At 72.2% G+C, this 16502-nt stretch carries 13 protein-coding genes; 12 read left to right on the plus strand and 1 reads right to left on the minus strand.

Annotated features, from left to right (window positions below):
- The first annotated feature begins 6 nt into the window (after window positions 1–6).
- The 3 genes from ACZ4TW_RS21390 to ACZ4TW_RS21400 all read left to right on the plus strand — a co-directional run bounded on the left by ACZ4TW_RS21390 (window position 7) and on the right by ACZ4TW_RS21400 (window position 4423).
- Entirely contained in the window at window positions 7–1362 is a 1356-nt protein-coding gene (locus ACZ4TW_RS21390) for a phosphoribosyltransferase family protein (RefSeq protein ID WP_465546177.1), read from the plus strand.
- Window positions 1363–1393: 31 nt separating this feature from the next.
- Window positions 1394–2269 (plus strand): LLM class flavin-dependent oxidoreductase, encoded by an 876-nt coding sequence (locus ACZ4TW_RS21395; protein ID WP_465546179.1) that lies wholly within the window; start codon window positions 1394–1396, stop codon window positions 2267–2269.
- 84 nt (window positions 2270–2353) lie between these two features.
- Window positions 2354–4423, plus strand: a complete 2070-nt coding sequence (locus tag ACZ4TW_RS21400; protein WP_465546181.1) for an elongation factor G — start codon at window positions 2354–2356, stop codon at window positions 4421–4423.
- A gap of 45 nt (window positions 4424–4468) precedes the next feature.
- On the opposite strand, the gene ACZ4TW_RS21405 is transcribed toward ACZ4TW_RS21400, so the two are convergent.
- Entirely contained in the window at window positions 4469–5893 is a 1425-nt protein-coding gene (locus ACZ4TW_RS21405; protein WP_465546183.1) for an aminotransferase class I/II-fold pyridoxal phosphate-dependent enzyme, read from the minus strand.
- Between the two features lie 254 nt (window positions 5894–6147).
- Between ACZ4TW_RS21405 and ACZ4TW_RS21410 the strand changes: the two genes are divergently transcribed.
- From ACZ4TW_RS21410 to ACZ4TW_RS21450, 9 genes are all read left to right on the plus strand, one after another.
- Window positions 6148–6996: a nitrilase-related carbon-nitrogen hydrolase gene (locus ACZ4TW_RS21410; RefSeq protein WP_465546185.1), complete on the plus strand. Its 849-nt coding sequence runs from the start codon at window positions 6148–6150 to the stop codon at window positions 6994–6996.
- A 10-nt stretch (window positions 6997–7006) separates the two neighbouring features.
- Window positions 7007–8443, plus strand: coding sequence for a dihydropyrimidinase (gene hydA / locus ACZ4TW_RS21415; RefSeq protein ID WP_465546187.1), 1437 nt, complete (start codon window positions 7007–7009; stop codon window positions 8441–8443).
- Window positions 8444–8457: 14 nt separating this feature from the next.
- On the plus strand, window positions 8458–9474 hold the full coding sequence (locus ACZ4TW_RS21420; protein WP_465546189.1) for a TIGR03842 family LLM class F420-dependent oxidoreductase: 1017 nt from the start codon (window positions 8458–8460) through the stop codon (window positions 9472–9474).
- Window positions 9471–10400: an ABC transporter permease gene (locus ACZ4TW_RS21425; RefSeq protein WP_465546191.1), complete on the plus strand. Its 930-nt coding sequence runs from the start codon at window positions 9471–9473 to the stop codon at window positions 10398–10400. The genes ACZ4TW_RS21420 and ACZ4TW_RS21425 overlap by 4 nt, the downstream gene beginning before the upstream one ends.
- Window positions 10397–11278 (plus strand): ABC transporter ATP-binding protein, encoded by an 882-nt coding sequence (locus tag ACZ4TW_RS21430; RefSeq protein WP_465546193.1) that lies wholly within the window; start codon window positions 10397–10399, stop codon window positions 11276–11278. Before ACZ4TW_RS21425 ends, ACZ4TW_RS21430 begins: the two co-directional genes overlap by 4 nt.
- On the plus strand, window positions 11275–12120 hold the full coding sequence (locus ACZ4TW_RS21435; protein WP_465546194.1) for an ABC transporter permease: 846 nt from the start codon (window positions 11275–11277) through the stop codon (window positions 12118–12120). Before ACZ4TW_RS21430 ends, ACZ4TW_RS21435 begins: the two co-directional genes overlap by 4 nt.
- A gap of 118 nt (window positions 12121–12238) precedes the next feature.
- A complete protein-coding gene (locus ACZ4TW_RS21440) occupies window positions 12239–13384 on the plus strand; it encodes an ABC transporter substrate-binding protein (RefSeq protein WP_465546195.1) in 1146 nt (381 codons plus the stop codon).
- Window positions 13385–13466: 82 nt separating this feature from the next.
- On the plus strand, window positions 13467–14786 hold the full coding sequence (locus tag ACZ4TW_RS21445; protein WP_465546196.1) for an aminotransferase class III-fold pyridoxal phosphate-dependent enzyme: 1320 nt from the start codon (window positions 13467–13469) through the stop codon (window positions 14784–14786).
- Window positions 14787–14860: 74 nt separating this feature from the next.
- Entirely contained in the window at window positions 14861–16399 is a 1539-nt protein-coding gene (locus ACZ4TW_RS21450) for a CoA-acylating methylmalonate-semialdehyde dehydrogenase (RefSeq protein ID WP_465546197.1), read from the plus strand.
- The last annotated feature ends 103 nt before the right edge of the window (window positions 16400–16502 follow it).

Genomic DNA, 16502 nt, shown 5'->3' on the forward strand with positions numbered 1-16502 from the left:
TGAGTCGTGTTCCGGGATCGCGCCGATGCGGCGGCCCAGCTCCTGAGCCGCCTCGACCACCTCCGCGGCGAGGACGCCGTTGTGCTGGGGCTGCCGCGTGGCGGCGTCCCGGTCGCAGCGATCGTGGCCGAGGGGCTCGGGGCGGCGCTCGACGTGATCGTGGTGCGCAAGCTGGGGCTGCCGTCGCAGCCCGAGGTCGCCATGGGCGCGATCGGCGAGGGCGGGACCCGCGTCGTGAACACCGATCTCGTCGGTCGCGCGGGCGTCTCGATCGCGGAGCTCTCGCGCGTGGAGCGCGACGAGCGTGCAACCCTCGACCGTCGCGTCGCGCTGCTGCGCCGCGGGTCGCCCCCGCGGTCGCTCGAGGGTCGCACCGCGATCGTCGTCGACGACGGGCTCGCGACCGGTTCGACCGCCGAGGTCGCGTGCCGCGTCGCGCGTTCCCTGGGTGCGCATCGCGTGGTGCTCGCGATTCCGGTGGGGCCGGCGGATGCCGCGTCGCGGGTGCCGTCGGCGAACGAGGTCGTGTGCGCGACCTCGCCCGAGTGGTTCCACGCGGTCGGACAGGCGTACGACGACTTCTCGCCGACCAGCGACGAGGAGGTCATCCTCCTGCTGGACGCCGCCGAGCGGCGCCTCGCCGGCGAACCGTGGCGACCGGCGCGGGCGATCAGGTCGGCGCAGGTCGAGATCGCCCGGGACGGGCTCCGTCTCGCCGCGGACCTGCGCGTGCCCGAGGCGCCCACGGGCTTCGTGGTGTTCGCGCACGGCAGCGGCAGCGGCCGGCACAGCCCCCGGAACCGGCTCGTCGCCGAAGCCCTGCAACGCGCAGGGCTCGGCACGCTGCTGCTCGACCTGCTGCTCCCGCGCGAGGAGCGCGACCGCGCCAAGGTGTTCGACATCCCGCTCCTGGCGTCGCGACTGGGGTCGGCGGTGGCCTGGCTGCGCGAGCATCCTGGCGCGGCCGGGCTCCCGATCGGGTACTTCGGCGCGAGCACGGGTGGCGGTGCCGCGCTGTGGGCTGCGGCCGAGGTGGATGCCGGGATCGCCGCGGTCGTCTCGCGCGGCGGGCGGCCCGACCTCGCGGCCGACCGGCTCGGCGCGGTCCGCGCACCGACCCTGCTCATCGTCGGCGGCGCCGACCACCACGTGATCGAGCTGAACCGGTGGGCGAAGGAGCGTATCGTCGCTCCGTGCGAGCTCGCGCTCATCCCCGGTGCGACGCACCTCTTCGAGGAGGCCGGTGCGCTGGCGGAAGTGGCGATCCTCGCGCGCGACTGGTTCCTGCGGCACTTCGCGCCGTCGGTCACGGCTGCGGCCGGCGGTTCCGGCGCGCCGGCGACCGGCCGCGGCTCGCCCTGACGCCGCATCCCGGTTCGCGTACCGTGGCCGCATGCCCGACTACGGCCGCCCTCTCGAGTTCGGCACCTTCGTCACGCCCTCGGCGCTCGATCCCGAGCGGACGATCTCGCTGGCACTCGCGAGCGAGGCCGCGGGCCTCGAACTCGTGACCTTCCAGGACCACCCCTACCAGCCGCGGTTCCTCGACACGTGGACGCTGATGAGCTGGGTCGGCGCGCGCACGACCCGCATCCGCATCTCGGCGAACGTGCACAACCTGCTGCTGCGTCCGCCCGCCGTGCTCGCCCGCGCCGCGGCATCCCTCGACCTGCTCACCGGCGGACGCGTCGCGCTCGGGCTCGGCGCGGGCGGCTTCGCCCCCGCGGCCGTCGCGATGGGCGCGCCCGACCGCACGACCGCCGAGTCGGGCGACGCGCTCGCCGAGGCGATCGCCGTCATCCGCGAACTGCTCGACACGGATGCCGCGGGCGGCGTGTTCCTCGATCACCGGTATTTCCCGATCCGCGGCGCCAAGCGCGGCCCCGCACCGGTGCAGCGGCCGATCCCGATCTGGCTCGGCGTGCTGAAACCCAAGGGGCTCAGGCTCGTCGGACGCGCGGCCGACGGCTGGGTGCCCTCGCTCGGCCGGCTCGATGACGGCGCCGCGGCGCTGGATGCGGGCCACGCGGTGATCGACGCGGCGGCGCTGGCCGCGGGGCGGGAGCCACGCGACATCCGCCGCCTACTGAACGTCGGGCCGCGTGAGGCGCGACACGACGTGCTCGCCGACCTCGCGACCCGGCACGGCATCGACACGTTCATCGTCTCGGGCGACGACGAGGCGCTCATCGCCGACCTCGGGGCGCGGATCGCGCCCGAGACCCGGGCGCTGGTCGAGGAGCGTCGCGCCGCCTCGGCGGTCGAGTAGGCACGGAGGACCTCCGACCTCTGGCGTTCCCGGCGCGACGGCGTCAGGATGGATGGACTGAGCCGCAACGTCGCGGGAGGCCTGATGAACTCGGCAGCGAACGCCACCCACCGGACCATCGCCCTGGTGGGCGCGGCAGGTTCCGGCAAGACCACACTCGCCGAGGCGCTGCTGCATCGGGCCGGTGCCATCCCGAGGGTCGGCACCGTGGAGCAGGGCACCACGGTCTGCGACCACGAGCCCGAGGAGATCGCGCGAGGCACGACCCTCGGGCTCTCGCTCGCCTACCTCGACTGGACGGGTCCCGACGGCGTCGCGTACGGCGTGACGCTCGCCGACGCGCCGGGGCATCCCGACTTCGTGGGCGGCGTCGATGCGGCGCTGTCGGTGGCCGATGTCGCGCTGGTCGTCGTGAGCGCGGTCGACGGCGTCACCGCGGGGACCCGGTTCGTCTGGGCGGCCGCGGAGGCCGCGGGCGTGCCGCGCGTGGTCGTGGTGACGCAGGAGGACAAGGCGCGGGCCGACTTCCGTCGCGTGGTCGCGGAGCTTCGCTCGGCGTTCGGCGAGCACCTCTGGCCGCTCGAGCTGCCGCTGGGCGAGGAGCAGGCGTTCCGTGCCATCGCCGACGTGCTGAGCGAGCAGGCGCTGGTCTACGACGACGCCGGACGCCACCACGACGAACCGCTGCCCGACGAGGCGCAGGCCGAGGAGCACCGGATGCACGTCGACGTGACGGAGGACATCGTCTCGCACGACGACGCGCAGCTCGAGGCGTACCTCGAGGGCAACGAGCCGCCGGTGCGCGAGCTCGAACGCACGCTCGCGGCAGAGATCGCGAGCGGTGAAGCCGTGCCGGTGCTGGTGTGCTCCGGGGTGACGGGCACGGGTGTCGATCGCGTCGCCGACCTCCTCTGCGAGCTGTCGCCGTCGGCGCTGGAGCACGACGGGCGGATCATCGTCGGCGGCTCGGTCGAGGAGGGCGGCGGCAGCGAACTGCGGGTCGCGCCGAACCCCGACGGGGAGATCCTCGTGCACGTGTTCCGCACGGTGGCCGACCCCTTCGTGGGCCAGGTCTCGATGCTCAAGGTGCTGTCGGGCACGCTCCGCACGGGCGACAAGCTCCGCAACGCCACGACGGGGGTCGACGAGCGCATCCACGGGCTGTTCCGCCTGCGGGGTGCGGAGCACCTCACGGCCGGGACGCTCGCCGCGGGCGAGGTCGGCGCGGTCGCGAAGCTCGCGGGCTCGCCATCCGGTTCGTTGCTCTGGTCCCGGCCGAGCGGGACCGCGCGACCGGCCACGCTGCCGCCGCGTGCGCCCGTGTTCGCGGTGACGCTCGACCCGGCGTCGCAGTCCGACGACGAGAAGCTCTCGCTCGCGCTCGCCCGGCTCGTCGCCGAGGATCCGACGCTCGTCGTGGATCGCACGGGCGACAAGACGATCCTGCGCGGGCTCGGCGACACGCACGTGGCGGTGGCCGTCGAGCGCCTGGCGCGCGTGTTCGGCGTGCACGTCACCACCGGCCCGGCGCCGGTCGCGTACCGCGAGACGATCGCGGGGGCGGCACAGGTCGAGGGCAAGCTGAAGAAGCAGTCGGGCGGGCACGGCCAGTTCGCGGTCGTGCAGCTCCGGCTGTCGCCGCTCGGAGCCGGCGAGGGGTTCGAGTTCGTCGACTCGGTCACCGGCGGTGCGGTGCCGCGGCAGTACATCCCGGCCGTCGAGCGGGGTGCGCGCGAGGCACTCGCGGCGGGCGGGCCGCAGGGGCATCCGGTCGTGGACGTCCGCGTCGAACTGCTCGACGGGAAGTCGCACTCGGTCGACTCGTCGGAGATGGCCTTCCGCACGGCGGCATCGATCGGGGTGAAGGCGGCGCTCGCCGAAGCCGGCACCGTGGTGCTCGAGCCGATCTCGTCGGTGACCGTCACCGTGCCGAACGACCTGCAGGGGGCCGTGCTCACCGACCTGTCGGGACGCCGTGGCCGCGTGCACGCGACCGAGTCGGCCGACGACGGCCGCGCCCGCGTGGTCGCGCACGTGCCCGAGGCCGAGCTCGCCCGGTACGTGCTCGACCTCCGTTCGATCACGGCGGGCCAGGCCGAGCTCACCGTCACGCCCGACCACTACGCGAAGGCTCCGAACGGCTCGAAGGCCTGATCCCTGCTCGCCGGCTCACGCCGCGTTCGGCACGGGCGGAGCCCCTCAGTACCCGCCCGCCGCGAGGTGCTGCGCCGCACTCGCGAGCGCATCGGCGACGGATGCCGCGTCCTCGCGCACGAGCCCCACGGTCACCCGCGCGAACTCGCGCTCGGGTCCGCTCCGCCGCGACGCTCCGGCCACGGGCGCGCCGCCGGCGGCTGCCGCGAGGAACGGCGTCCCGCCCGCGACCCGGATGCCCGCCGCCGCGAGCTGCACGAGCGTCGACCGCTCCGACAGCACCGGCATCCAGAGGTTGATCCCGTCGGCCGGCGCCGCGGCGACGCCGCGGGCGCGCAGCGCGTCGCCGAGCGCCCGCTGCCGCGTGTAGTACGCCCGGCGCGCCTCGGCGACGGCGTCGATGGCCGCGCCATCCGTGAGCAGGTCGAGCAGGATCGACTGCAGCATGCGCGAGGTCCAGCCGGGCCCGAGCATCCGCCGCGCCATGATCCGGCCGATGAGCTCGCGCGGCCCGCCGACCGCCGCGATGCGCAGGTCAGGCCCGTGCGACTTCGAGAAGCTCCGCACGTGCACGACGCGGTCGGGCAGGTGCGCCCCGAGCGAGACGTCGCCCTCCGTCGAGATGAGGCCCGAGTGGTCGTCCTCGATGACGACGAGGTCGCCGAGGCCGTCGTCGGCGGCCGAGCGGATGACGCCCGCCAGCGTCGAGGCCCGTGCCGGCGTCATCGACGCGCCGGTCGGGTTCTGCGCGCGCGGCTGCAGCAGCACGGCCGTCGGTCGCCGGCGCAGCGCCGACGCGAGCCCCTCGGGCGACATGCCGTGCTCGTCGATCGCGACGGGCACCGCCTCGGCGCCGAGCAGGTCGAGCAGGTCGAGGAACGGGGGGAACCCGGGGTGCTCCACGACGACCCGGTCGCCGAAGCGCACGACCTGGTCGAGCGTGCGCGAGATCGCGTCGAGCGCGCCGTCGACGACGGCGATCGACTCCGCCGGGCTCGGCCACGAGTCGCGCAGCACCGCGGCGAGCGCGGGCAGCACGGGCTCGGCCTGGTAGCTGCCGACGTCGGCGCGGGTGGAGACGCGCGACAGCGCCGGTCCGAGCGGCGGCAGGAGGAGCGGGTCGGGCGTGCCGCGGGACAGGTCGAGGCGCACCGGGTCGTCGGGTGCCGCCATCCCGCGCATGCGCATGGCGGGCCCGTCGGCGGCGTCGCGGCGCACGTAGCTGCCCGCGCGCCCGCGCGACTCGATGAGCCCGGCTCGGGCGAGCGCCTGCCAGGCCTGGCTGATGGTCGCCGGGCTCACCCCCAGTTCGGAGGCCAGTTGGCGCACGGTGGGCAGGCGGACGCCCGCAGCCAGTTCGCCGCTGTTCACCAGCCGCGCGAGGTCTCCCGCGATCCCGCGCGGGGTCGTGTCGCCGAAGGCGGCGAGCGCGGTCAGCTCCGAGACATCCACACGACTACCTGAACGCACCATTGCCTCCTTACGAAGCAAGGGACAGGATGTTTAACCACCGCGTCACAGAGTGAAACAAAAGGGAAATGTTCACGCCGAAGAATAACAGAACGGGTCCGATGGCCCGCTCCGCCGTCGCCGGTCCCCAGCCGGCGCCGGTACTCGGCACCACCTCTCGGCGTCACCACGCGCACGGCAGGCAGTAGCGCAGCACGCGCGACCACGCCATGACCGGGCGGGCGGCAACGACGCCGACCGACTCAGGAGGCACCATGACGATCGTTCGAGCAGCCATCACCCAGACGACCTGGACGGGCGACAAGGAGTCGATGCTCGACAAGCACGAGCAGTTCGCCCGACAGGCAAAGGAGCAGGGCGCGCAGGTGATCTGCTTCCAGGAGCTGTTCTACGGTCCGTACTTCGGCATCACCGAGGACGTGAAGTACTACGACTACGCCGAGCCCGCCGACGGCCCGATCGTGCAGCGCTTCGCCGCCCTGGCCAAGGAGCTCGGCATGGTGATGATCCTCCCCATCTACGAGGAGGACCAGCCGGGCGTCTACTACAACACCGCGGTGGTCGTCGACGCCGACGGCACGATCCTCGGCAAGTACCGGAAGCACCACATCCCGCACCTCGACCGGTTCTGGGAGAAGTTCTACTTCCGCCCCGGCAACCTCGGCTACCCGGTCTTCAACACCGCGGTCGGCCCGGTCGGCGTGTACATCTGCTACGACCGGCACTTCCCCGAGGGATGGCGCGAGCTGGGCCTGAACGGCGCGCAGATCGTGTTCAACCCGAACGCGACCAAGCCCGGCCTCTCCGCCCGCCTCTGGGAGATCGAGCAGCCGGCCGCGGCCGCCGCGAATGGCTACTTCATCGCCGCGCCCAACCGCGTCGGCCTCGAGGACAACGAGTACGGCGAGCTCGCCGTCAACTTCTACGGCAGCAGCCAGTTCGTCGACCCGCAGGGCAACGTCGTCGGCGGCTACGGCTCCGACAGCGAGGAGGAGGTCGTCATCCGCGACCTCGACCTCGACATGATCCGCGAGGTCCGCAACGCATGGCAGTTCTACCGCGACCGCCGGCCCGACTCGTACACGTCCATCCCGAAGCCGTAAGGAGCCCCACATGACGACCACCCTCATCTCCGGCGGCACCGTGGTGAGCGCGACGGGGCGCGGCGAGGCCGACGTGCTCGTCGACGGCGAGCGCATCGTCGCCGTGCTGCAGCCCGGGAGCGAACTGCTCGGCACGGATGTCGCGACCTCGGTCGACCGCGTCATCGACGCGACCGGCAAGTACGTGATCCCCGGCGGCATCGACGCGCACACGCACATGCAGCTGCCGTTCGGCGGCACCGAGGCATCCGACACCTTCGAGTCGGGCACGATCGCGGCGGCCCACGGCGGCACGACCTCGATCATCGACTTCGCCGTGCAGACGTACGGCCAGCGCCTCGAAGACGGCCTCGCGGCGTGGCACGAGAAGGCGGGCGGCAACTGCGCGATCGACTACGGCTTCCACCAGATCGTCGGCGACGTGAACGAGGCGTCGCTCGAGGCCATGAAGAAGCTGCCCGACGAGGGCGTCACGAGCTTCAAGATGTTCATGGCCTACCCGGGCGTCTTCTACTCGGATGACGCGCAGATCCTGAAGGCCATGCAGGTGTCGCGCGACACCGGCATGCTCACGATGATGCACGCCGAGAACGGCCCCGCGATCGACGTGCTCGCGGCCCAGCTCGTCGAGCAGGGCAAGACCGACCCGTACTACCACGGCATCGCTCGCGCCTGGGAGATGGAGGAGGAGGCCACCCACCGCGCGATCATGCTGGCGAAGCTCACGGGGGCGCCGCTCTACGTGGTGCACGTGTCGGCGAAGCAGGCGGTCGAGCAGCTGGCGTGGGCGCGCGACAAGGGCCAGAACGTGTACGGCGAGACCTGCCCGCAGTACCTCTACCTTTCGCTCGAGGACCAGCTCGGCGCGAAGAGCGACGAGTGGGGCGCCTTCGAGGGCGCGAAGTGGGTGTGCTCGACGCCGCTCCGCAGCCGCGCCGAGGGCCACCAGGACTCGATGTGGCAGGCCCTGCGCACGAACGACCTGCAGATGGTGTCGACCGACCACTGCCCGTTCTGCATGAAGGACCAGAAGGAGCTCGGGCTCGGCGACTTCCGCAAGATCCCGAACGGCATCGGCTCGATCGAGCACCGCATGGACCTCATGTACCAGGGCGTGGTCACGGGGGAGATCACGCTCGAACGGTGGGTGGAACTCACGAGCACCACCCCGGCGCGCATGTTCGGCCTCGCCGGTCGGAAGGGCGTCATCCAGCCCGGCGCCGACGCCGACATCGTCGTCTACGACCCCAACGGGCACACGTCGATCGGTCTCGGCAAGACCCACCACATGAACATGGACTACTCGGCGTGGGAGGGCTACGAGATCGACGGCAAGGTCGACACGGTGATGAGCCGCGGCCGCGTGGTCGTCGAGAACGACACGTTCACGGGCGCCGCCGGCCATGGCCAGTACCTCAAGCGCGGCCTCAGCCAGTACCTCATCTGAACGACGGGAGCACCATGGAATTCGGAGCGGTCCTGCAGACCAACCCCCCGGCATCGCGGACCGTCCAGCTCGCGAAGCTCGCCGAGGTGCACGGCTTCAGCCACGTGTGGACGTTCGACTCGCACATCCTGTGGCAGGAGCCCTACGTCATCTACAGCCAGATCCTCGCGCAGACCCAGCGCATCACGGTCGGCCCGTTCGTGACCAACCCGGCGACGCGCGACTGGACCGTCACGGCATCCGTGTTCGCGACGCTCAACGAGATGTTCGGCAACCGCACGGTGTGCGGCATCGGCCGCGGCGACTCGGCGGTGCGGGTCACGAATGGCAAGCCGACGACCATGACCGAGCTTCGCGAGTCGATCCACGTGATCCGCGAGCTCGCCAACTCGCGCTCCGTGGAGTACCACGGTTCGACCATCCAGTTCCCGTGGAGCAAGGGCTCCGAGCTCGAGGTGTGGGTCGCCGCGTACGGCCCGATGGCGCTCCGCGTCGCGGGGGAGGTCGGCGACGGGTACATCCTGCAACTGGCCGACCTCGACATCGCCGCGTGGATGATCAAGACCGTCCGGGACGCGGCCGAGAAGGTCGGCCGCGACCCGATGTCGGTCAAGTTCTGCGTCGCCGCGCCCATGTACGTCGGCGACGACTGGGCGCACATGCGCGACCAGTGCCGCTGGTTCGGCGGCATGGTCGGCAACCACGTCGCCGACATCGTCGCCAAGTACGGCATGCACGGCACCGTGCCCGACGCGCTCACCGACTACATCCGCGGGCGGCAGGACTACGACTACAACGAGCACGGCCGGGCCGGGAACACCCACACCCAGTTCGTGCCCGACGAGATCGTCGAGCGGTTCTGCGTGCTCGGCTCGGCCGACCAGCACATCCAGAAGCTGAAGGCGCTCGCCGAATTGGGCGTCGACCAGTTCGCCGGGTACCTGCAGCACGACAACAAGGAGGAGACGCTGCGGGTCTATGGCGAGACGGTGATCCCGGCGCTCTCCGAGCATGTCGTGGCGAAGCGATGACGGTGAGCACGACGACCCCGCGCAGCAGTCGCACCCGCCGATGGCGTGCGGCGCTCTGGGGCGCGCTCGGCGTCGTCGCGCTCGCCGCGCTGTGGGAGCTGTACAAGCTCGTCGGCCCCGCCGACGGCTGGCTCATCGGCGCGCAGGAGGGGGTGACGGGCAGCGGTATCCGACTGCTCCCGCGCACGAGCGACCAGGCGATGCCGCACACGTGGGACATGTTCGCCCGCATCGTGGAGCCCGTGACCCGTGCGCCCGGCGCCCTGCCGCTGGGCGTCGTCGTGCTCCTGGCCGCGCTCACGAGCCTGGGCGTGGCGGCACTCGGATGGCTCGTCGGCGTCGTCGTCGGGTTCGCTCTGGCGCTGCTCATGCTGGGGTTCCGGATCGCCGAGCGTGCCGTGCTCCCGTTCGTCATCCTCAGCCAGACCGTGCCGCTCATCGCGCTCGCCCCGCTCATCCGCAACTGGGGTTCCCGTCTCGAGTTCGGCGCGTTCTCGTGGGAGAGCTGGATGTCGGTGGTCGTCATCGCGAGCTACCTCGCGTTCTTCCCCGTCGCGGTGGGCGCCCTGCGGGGCCTGCAGTCACCGGATGCCGCCCACCTCGACCTCATGCGCAGCTACGCGGCCGGCTGGTGGACGACGCTCGTCCGGCTGCGGCTGCCGGCCAGCGTGCCGTTCCTCATCCCGGCCCTCCGGCTCGCCGCCGCGAACGCGGTCGTCGGCACGGTGGTCGCGGAGATCTCGGTCGGGTTCACGGGCGGCATCGGCCGCCTCATCCTCGAGACCGCGGTCGCCGCATCGAGCGACCCCGCCAAGCCCTGGGCGCCGATCCTCGGTGCGGTGCTGCTCGGCCTCGTCGCCGCCGGGTTCGTCGCCCTCCTCGCCGCCTTCCTCAGCCCGTTCCGTCGTCAGGAGACCGTCGCATGAGCACCCCATCGTCAGCGAGCCCGGCCGTCACCGCCCCTGCCGCGAGCCCTGCCGCCGACACGTCGGAGGCCGTCGTCGTCCGCGGCGTCGAACGCGTCTTCACCGGGGCCCGGGGCGCGACGGTCACGGCGCTCACCGGCATCGACCTCACGGTGCACGCGGGTGAGTTCGTCTCGCTGATCGGCCCGTCGGGCTGCGGCAAGTCCACCCTGCTGCGCCTCATCGCCGACCTCGACGAGCCGACCGCGGGCGAGATCCGCGTGTTCGGCAAGACGGCGAAGCAGGCCCGCATCGAGCAGTCGTACGGCATCGCGTTCCAGCAGGCGGGCCTGCTGCCCTGGCGCTCGGTCGCGGCGAACATCGAGCTGCCGCTGCAGCTGCACGGCGTCGGCGCGGCCGCACGACGCGCACGAGTGGCCGAGCTGGTCGAGCTCGTGGGGCTGACCGAGTTCGCGAAACACTACCCCGACCAGCTCTCGGGCGGCATGCAGCAGCGCGTCGCGATCGCCCGCTCGCTCGCCGAGCAGCCCAGGCTGCTGCTCATGGACGAGCCGTTCGGCGCGCTCGACGAGATGACCCGCGAGCGCATGCAGACCGAGCTGCTGCGGATCCGCGCCGAGACGGGCGCCGCCGTGGTGTTCGTGACCCACTCGATCCCCGAGGCCGTGTACCTGTCCGACCGCGTCGTCGTGATGTCGCCGCGGCCGGGCCGGATCACCGACGAGATCGACGTGCGCCTCGGCGACGCCGCCGAGCGCGGCGAGGACCTCCGCGAGGACGCCGCGTTCTTCGCCGGCGTGACGGCCGTGCGCGAGGCGCTGCACGGACCGCAGGGCGCACCCGCGGCGGGTGGCGCGAGGGGGGTGGACGTGCGATGACGGGCCTGCCCGACGCGGCGATCGCCACGCAGCTCGCGCCCCCTGCCTCGGCGCAGGCGAAGCGCCGTCGAGCCGGAGCCGACGGACCGCTGCGCCGGTTCGTGCGGCTGGTCGTCCCGCCGGTCGTGCTGTTCGTCGTGCTCGTGCTGCTCGTCGAGCTCGTGGTCGTCGCCGCCGGCATCCCGCCGTTCGTGCTCGCCAGCCCGTCGGCGATCTGGGCCCAGCTCGTCCAGTACGCCCCGCAGGTGCTCGCCGCGACCCTTGCGACCGGGCTGAACGCGCTCATCGGGCTCGTGATCGGCGCGGTGCTCGGCGTGCTGCTCGCGATCGCGGCGTCGACGATCCGCGCGATCGACGGCATGCTCGCTCCGATCGTCGCCGCGGTGGCGGTCGTGCCGATCGTCGCGCTCGCCCCGGTCCTGTACACGATGTTCGGCTCGACCTCCGAGGTCGCCCGCATCCTGATCGCCTCCCTCGCCGCGTTCGTACCGGTCTTCCTCAACACGCTGCGGGGCCTGCGCCAGGTGCGTCCCGTGCACCGCGACCTCATGCGCTCGTACGCCGCGACCGGATGGCAGCAGACGCGGGCCGTCACCATCCCGTCGGCCCTGCCGCACTTCTTCACGGGCCTGCGCATCGCCTCGTCGCTCGCCGTGATCTCCGCGCTCGTCGCCGAGTACTTCGGCGGCCCGCGGCTCGGCCTCGGCTCCGCGATCACGACGGCCGCCGCGTCCAGCGCCTACGCCCGCGCGTGGGCGTTCGTGATCGGCGCCATCCTGCTCGGGCTCGTCTTCTTCGCCCTCACCAGCCTGATCGAGAGGATCGCCTCCCGCCACCGATGACCAGACCCGGCCCGAACCCGGACGACCCCGACCAGCCGGCCGATGGAGGCCGGCGCACCGCCACCGGCATCGCCGGTCGGATCCGCACCACGAGCACCACACCAAGAGAGGAACGCAGATGAAGCGCAACAGGATCGTCGCGGGCGCGGCTGCAGCCGCCGCGACCGCGCTCGTGCTGGCCGGCTGCTCCGGCGGGGGCGACACGGGCGGCGACACCGCCGACGGCGGCGGGGAGGGCGAGCTCACGCCCGTCACCCTCCAGCTGCAGTGGCTCACGCAGGCGCAGTTCGGCGGGTACTACCTCGCCGAGGCGAACGGCTACTGGGAGGACCTCGGCCTCGACGTCGAGATCGTCCCCGGCGCGGTCGACATCGTCCCCCAGGACGTGCTCGCCGCGGGCGACGTGGACTTCGCGATCGCCTGGGTGCCCAAGGCGCTGGCGTCGATCGAGGCCGGCGCGGGCATCACGAACATCGCGCAGATCTTCGAGCGGTCGGCGACCCTGCAGGTCGCCTGGGCCGACAGCGGCATCGAGGGCCCCGAGGACCTCTCGGGCAAGCAGATCGGCAGCTGGGGCTTCGGCAACGAGTGGGAGCTCTTCGCGGGCCTCACCGAGGCGAACGCGTCGGGCTACACGATCGTGCAGCAGAACTTCGACATGAACGCGCTGCTGAACCGGGAGATCGACGCGGCCCAGGCCATGACGTACAACGAGTACGCGCAGCTGCTCGAGGCCGTGAACCCCGAGACGGGCGAGCTCTACCAGCCCGAGGACTTCTCGGTCATCGACTGGAACGAGGTCGGCACGGCCATGCTCCAGGACGCGATCTGGGCCAACACCGAGCGCCTCGAGGACGACGAGGAGTACCGCGAGACCGCGGTCAAGCTCATCCAAGGCGCCATCCTCGGCTGGATCGACCAGCGCGACGACCCGCAGGCGGCCGCCGACGCGGTGACCGCCGCCGGCTCGACCCTCGGCACGAGCCACCAGCTCTGGATGGCCAACGAGGTCAACAAGCTGATCTGGCCCTCGACGAGCGGCATCGGCCACATCAACGAGGACCAATGGGACGAGACCGTCCAGATGGCCCTCGCAACGAAGAACCAGGACGGCGCGCAGGTCATCACGACCGACCCGCCCGACACCGCGTACACCAACGAGTACGTCGACGAGGCCATCGCGAACCTCGAGGCCGACGGCGTCGACCTGCTCGGCGAGTCGTACGAACCCATCGAGGTCACCCTCAACGAGGGCGGCAACTAGGCACGCCTCCGGGTCGAGGAGCGACCGAGCGGGCGCTCCTCGACCCGCACAGGCGCATCATGGAAGAAAGGCGACGACGCTGATGACCGAGAACCTCACCGCCGACCTCGACGCGCTCGCACGCGAACTCGACGCGGGGCACGTCTTCCACTCGTGGTCGGCGCAGGGCAGTCCGCCGCAGCTCGTCATCGCGAGCGGCCGCGGCACCCGCGTGTGGGACCACGCGGGGACCGAGTACCTCGACTTCTCGAGCCAGCTCGTGAACGTCAACATCGGGCACCAGCACCCAGCCGTCGTCTCGGCGATCACCGAGCAGGCGAAGCTGCTCGCGACGATCGGACCGGCGACCGTGAACCTCGCGCGCGGCGAGGCCGCCAAGCGCATCGTGGCGCGCGCGCCCGAGGGCCACGACAAGGTCTTCTTCACCAACGGCGGGGCCGACGCGAACGAGAACGCGATCCGGATGGCGCGCCTGCACACCGGCCGGGACACCGTGCTGTCGACGTACCGCTCGTACCACGGCAACACCGGCGCGGCGATCGTCGCGACGGGCGACTGGCGGCGCATCCCGAACCGGTACGCGAGCGGGCACGTGCACTTCTTCGGCCCGTTCCCGTACCGCAGCGAGTTCTGGTCGGAGACGCCCGAGCAGGAGACCGAGCGCGCACTGCAGCACCTGCGCCGCGTCATCGAGTCCGAGGGCCCCGCGACGATCGCGGCGATCCTCCTCGAGACGGTGCCCGGTACCGCCGGCGTCATCATCCCGCCGCCCGGCTACCTCGCGGGCGTGCGCGAGCTGTGCGACCGGCACGGCATCGTGCTGATCCTCGACGAGGTGATGGCGGGCTTCGGTCGCACCGGGCGCTGGTTCGCGTTCGACGGGTACGACGTGACGCCCGACCTCATCACCTTCGCGAAGGGCGTGAACTCGGGCTACGTGCCCGTGGGCGGCGTGATCATCAGCGACGAGATCGCCGCCGACTTCGACGAGCGCGTGTTCCCCGGCGGACTGACGTATTCGGGGCATCCGCTCGCCATGGCCTCGATCGTCGCGGCCATCGACGCGATGGAGTCCGAGGGCATCGTCGACCACGCGCGCGACGTCGGCGCCGAGGCGATCGCACCCGCGCTCACCGAGCTCGCCGAGAAGCACCGCGTCATCGGCGAGGTGCGGGGCGAGGGCGTGTTCTGGGCGCTCGACCTGGTGGCCGACCCCGAGACGCGCGAGCCGCTGCCGGCCGCCGAGATGGGCCGCCTCAAGGGCGCGCTCATCGAGCGCGGGCTGCTGCCGTTCGTCGCCGACAACCGCATCCACGTGGTGCCGCCGTGCGTCGTCACCGCCGACGAGGTGGCGCAGGCGGCCGAGATCTACGACGAGGTGCTCGGCACCGTCGCCGTGTGAGGCGGATGCCGCGGCATCCGTCGACCCACCCACCCTGCGAAGACCCGGACGACTCGACCGAGAGGAACGAGACCATGACCGACACGACCACCGACCAGGCGACGCGCAGCGAGGCGCCCGCCGCCGAGGTGCTCGACCACTGGATCGACGGCGCCCCCGCCGCCGGCGCACCCGAGCGCACCGGACCCGTCTACGACCCGGCGCGCGGCGTCGTGCAGCGCCAGGTGCGCTACGCGAGCGCCGACGACGTGGATGCCGCGGTGCAGGCCGCCGCACGCGCGTTCCCGATGTGGCGCGACACGTCGATCGCCAAGCGCCAGCAGGTGATGTTCCGGTTCCGCGAGCTGCTCGCCTCGCGGGCGTCCGAGCTCGCCGCGATCCTCACGAGCGAGCACGGCAAGGTGACCGCCGACGCGCTCGGCGAGATCGCGCGCGGCCTCGAGGTCGTCGAACTGGCCTGCTCGATGCCCGAGTACACCAAGGGCGAGTACTCCGAGAACGCCTCGTCGGGCATCGACGTCTACACCGTGCGCCAGCCGCTGGGCGTGGTCGGCATCATCAGCCCGTTCAACTTCCCCGCGATGGTGCCCCTGTGGTTCTTCCCGCTCGCGATCGCGACGGGCAACACGGTCGTGCTGAAGCCCTCGGAGAAGGACCCGTCGGCGTCGGTATGGCTCGCCCGACTGCTGCAGGAGGCCGGGCTGCCCGATGGCGTGCTCAACGTCGTGCACGGCGACAAGGTCGCGGTCGACGCGCTGCTCGAGCACCCGACCGTGCGCGCCATCTCGTTCGTGGGGTCGACGCCCATCGCGAAGTACATCTACGAGCACGGCACGGCGGCCGGCAAGCGCGTGCAGGCGCTCGGCGGCGCCAAGAACCACATGCTCGTGCTGCCCGACGCCGACCTCGACCTCGCGGCCGACGCCGCGGTGAACGCGGGCTTCGGCTCGTCGGGCGAGCGCTGCATGGCCATCTCGGTCGTGCTCGCGGTCGACACGGTCGCCGACGCCTTCGTCGACAAGGTGCGCGAGCGGATGGCGCGCCTCACGGTCGGCGACGGCACGCGCGGCACCGACATGGGCCCGCTGATCACGCGCGAGCACCGCGACAAGGTCGCCCGGTACGTCGACACCGCCCGGACCGACGGCGCCGACGTGGTCGTCGACGGGCGCGAGCACGAGATCGACGGCGAGGCCGACGGGTTCTGGATGGGCCCGACGCTGGTCGACAAGGTGCCGGTGTCGTCGTCGGTGTACCGCGACGAGATCTTCGGGCCGGTGCTCTCGGTCGTGCGCGTCGAGGGCTACGAGGACGGCCTGCGGATCATCAACGACAGCCGGTACGGCAACGGCACGGCGATCTTCACCAACGACGGCGGTGCCGCGAGGCGCTTCCAGCGCGAGGTGACGGTCGGCATGGTCGGCATCAACGTGCCGATCCCCGTGCCGGTCGGGTACCACTCGTTCGGCGGCTGGAAGGACTCGCTGTTCGGGCACGCGAAGGCGTACGGCCCCCGCGGCTTCGACTTCTACACGCAGGAGAAGGCGATCACGTCGCGCTGGCTCGACCCGAGCCACGGGGGCATCAACCTGGGCTTCCCGCAGCACGACTGAGCGGCGTCGGGGGGGGGGGGGGGGGGGGGGGGGGGGGGGGGGGGGGGGGGGGGGAGGGGGGGGGGGGGGGGGGGGGGGGGGGGGGGGGGGGGGGGGGGGGGGG

This window comes from Agromyces sp. NPDC029043, assembly GCF_055564615.1.

What these genes read in the sequence shown, in the direction of transcription:
- ACZ4TW_RS21395 (WP_465546179.1), top strand. Translation starts at nt 1,394, where the DNA reads ATGCCCGACTACGGCCGCCCTCTCGAGTTCGGCACCTTCGTCACGCCC.
- ACZ4TW_RS21400 (WP_465546181.1), top strand. Translation starts at nt 2,354, where the DNA reads ATGAACTCGGCAGCGAACGCCACCCACCGGACCATCGCCCTGGTGGGC.
- ACZ4TW_RS21410 (WP_465546185.1), top strand. Translation starts at nt 6,148, where the DNA reads ATGACGATCGTTCGAGCAGCCATCACCCAGACGACCTGGACGGGCGAC.
- hydA (WP_465546187.1), top strand. Translation starts at nt 7,007, where the DNA reads ATGACGACCACCCTCATCTCCGGCGGCACCGTGGTGAGCGCGACGGGG.
- ACZ4TW_RS21420 (WP_465546189.1), top strand. Translation starts at nt 8,458, where the DNA reads ATGGAATTCGGAGCGGTCCTGCAGACCAACCCCCCGGCATCGCGGACC.
- ACZ4TW_RS21425 (WP_465546191.1), top strand. Translation starts at nt 9,471, where the DNA reads ATGACGGTGAGCACGACGACCCCGCGCAGCAGTCGCACCCGCCGATGG.
- ACZ4TW_RS21430 (WP_465546193.1), top strand. Translation starts at nt 10,397, where the DNA reads ATGAGCACCCCATCGTCAGCGAGCCCGGCCGTCACCGCCCCTGCCGCG.
- ACZ4TW_RS21435 (WP_465546194.1), top strand. Translation starts at nt 11,275, where the DNA reads ATGACGGGCCTGCCCGACGCGGCGATCGCCACGCAGCTCGCGCCCCCT.
- ACZ4TW_RS21440 (WP_465546195.1), top strand. Translation starts at nt 12,239, where the DNA reads ATGAAGCGCAACAGGATCGTCGCGGGCGCGGCTGCAGCCGCCGCGACC.
- ACZ4TW_RS21445 (WP_465546196.1), top strand. Translation starts at nt 13,467, where the DNA reads ATGACCGAGAACCTCACCGCCGACCTCGACGCGCTCGCACGCGAACTC.
- ACZ4TW_RS21450 (WP_465546197.1), top strand. Translation starts at nt 14,861, where the DNA reads ATGACCGACACGACCACCGACCAGGCGACGCGCAGCGAGGCGCCCGCC.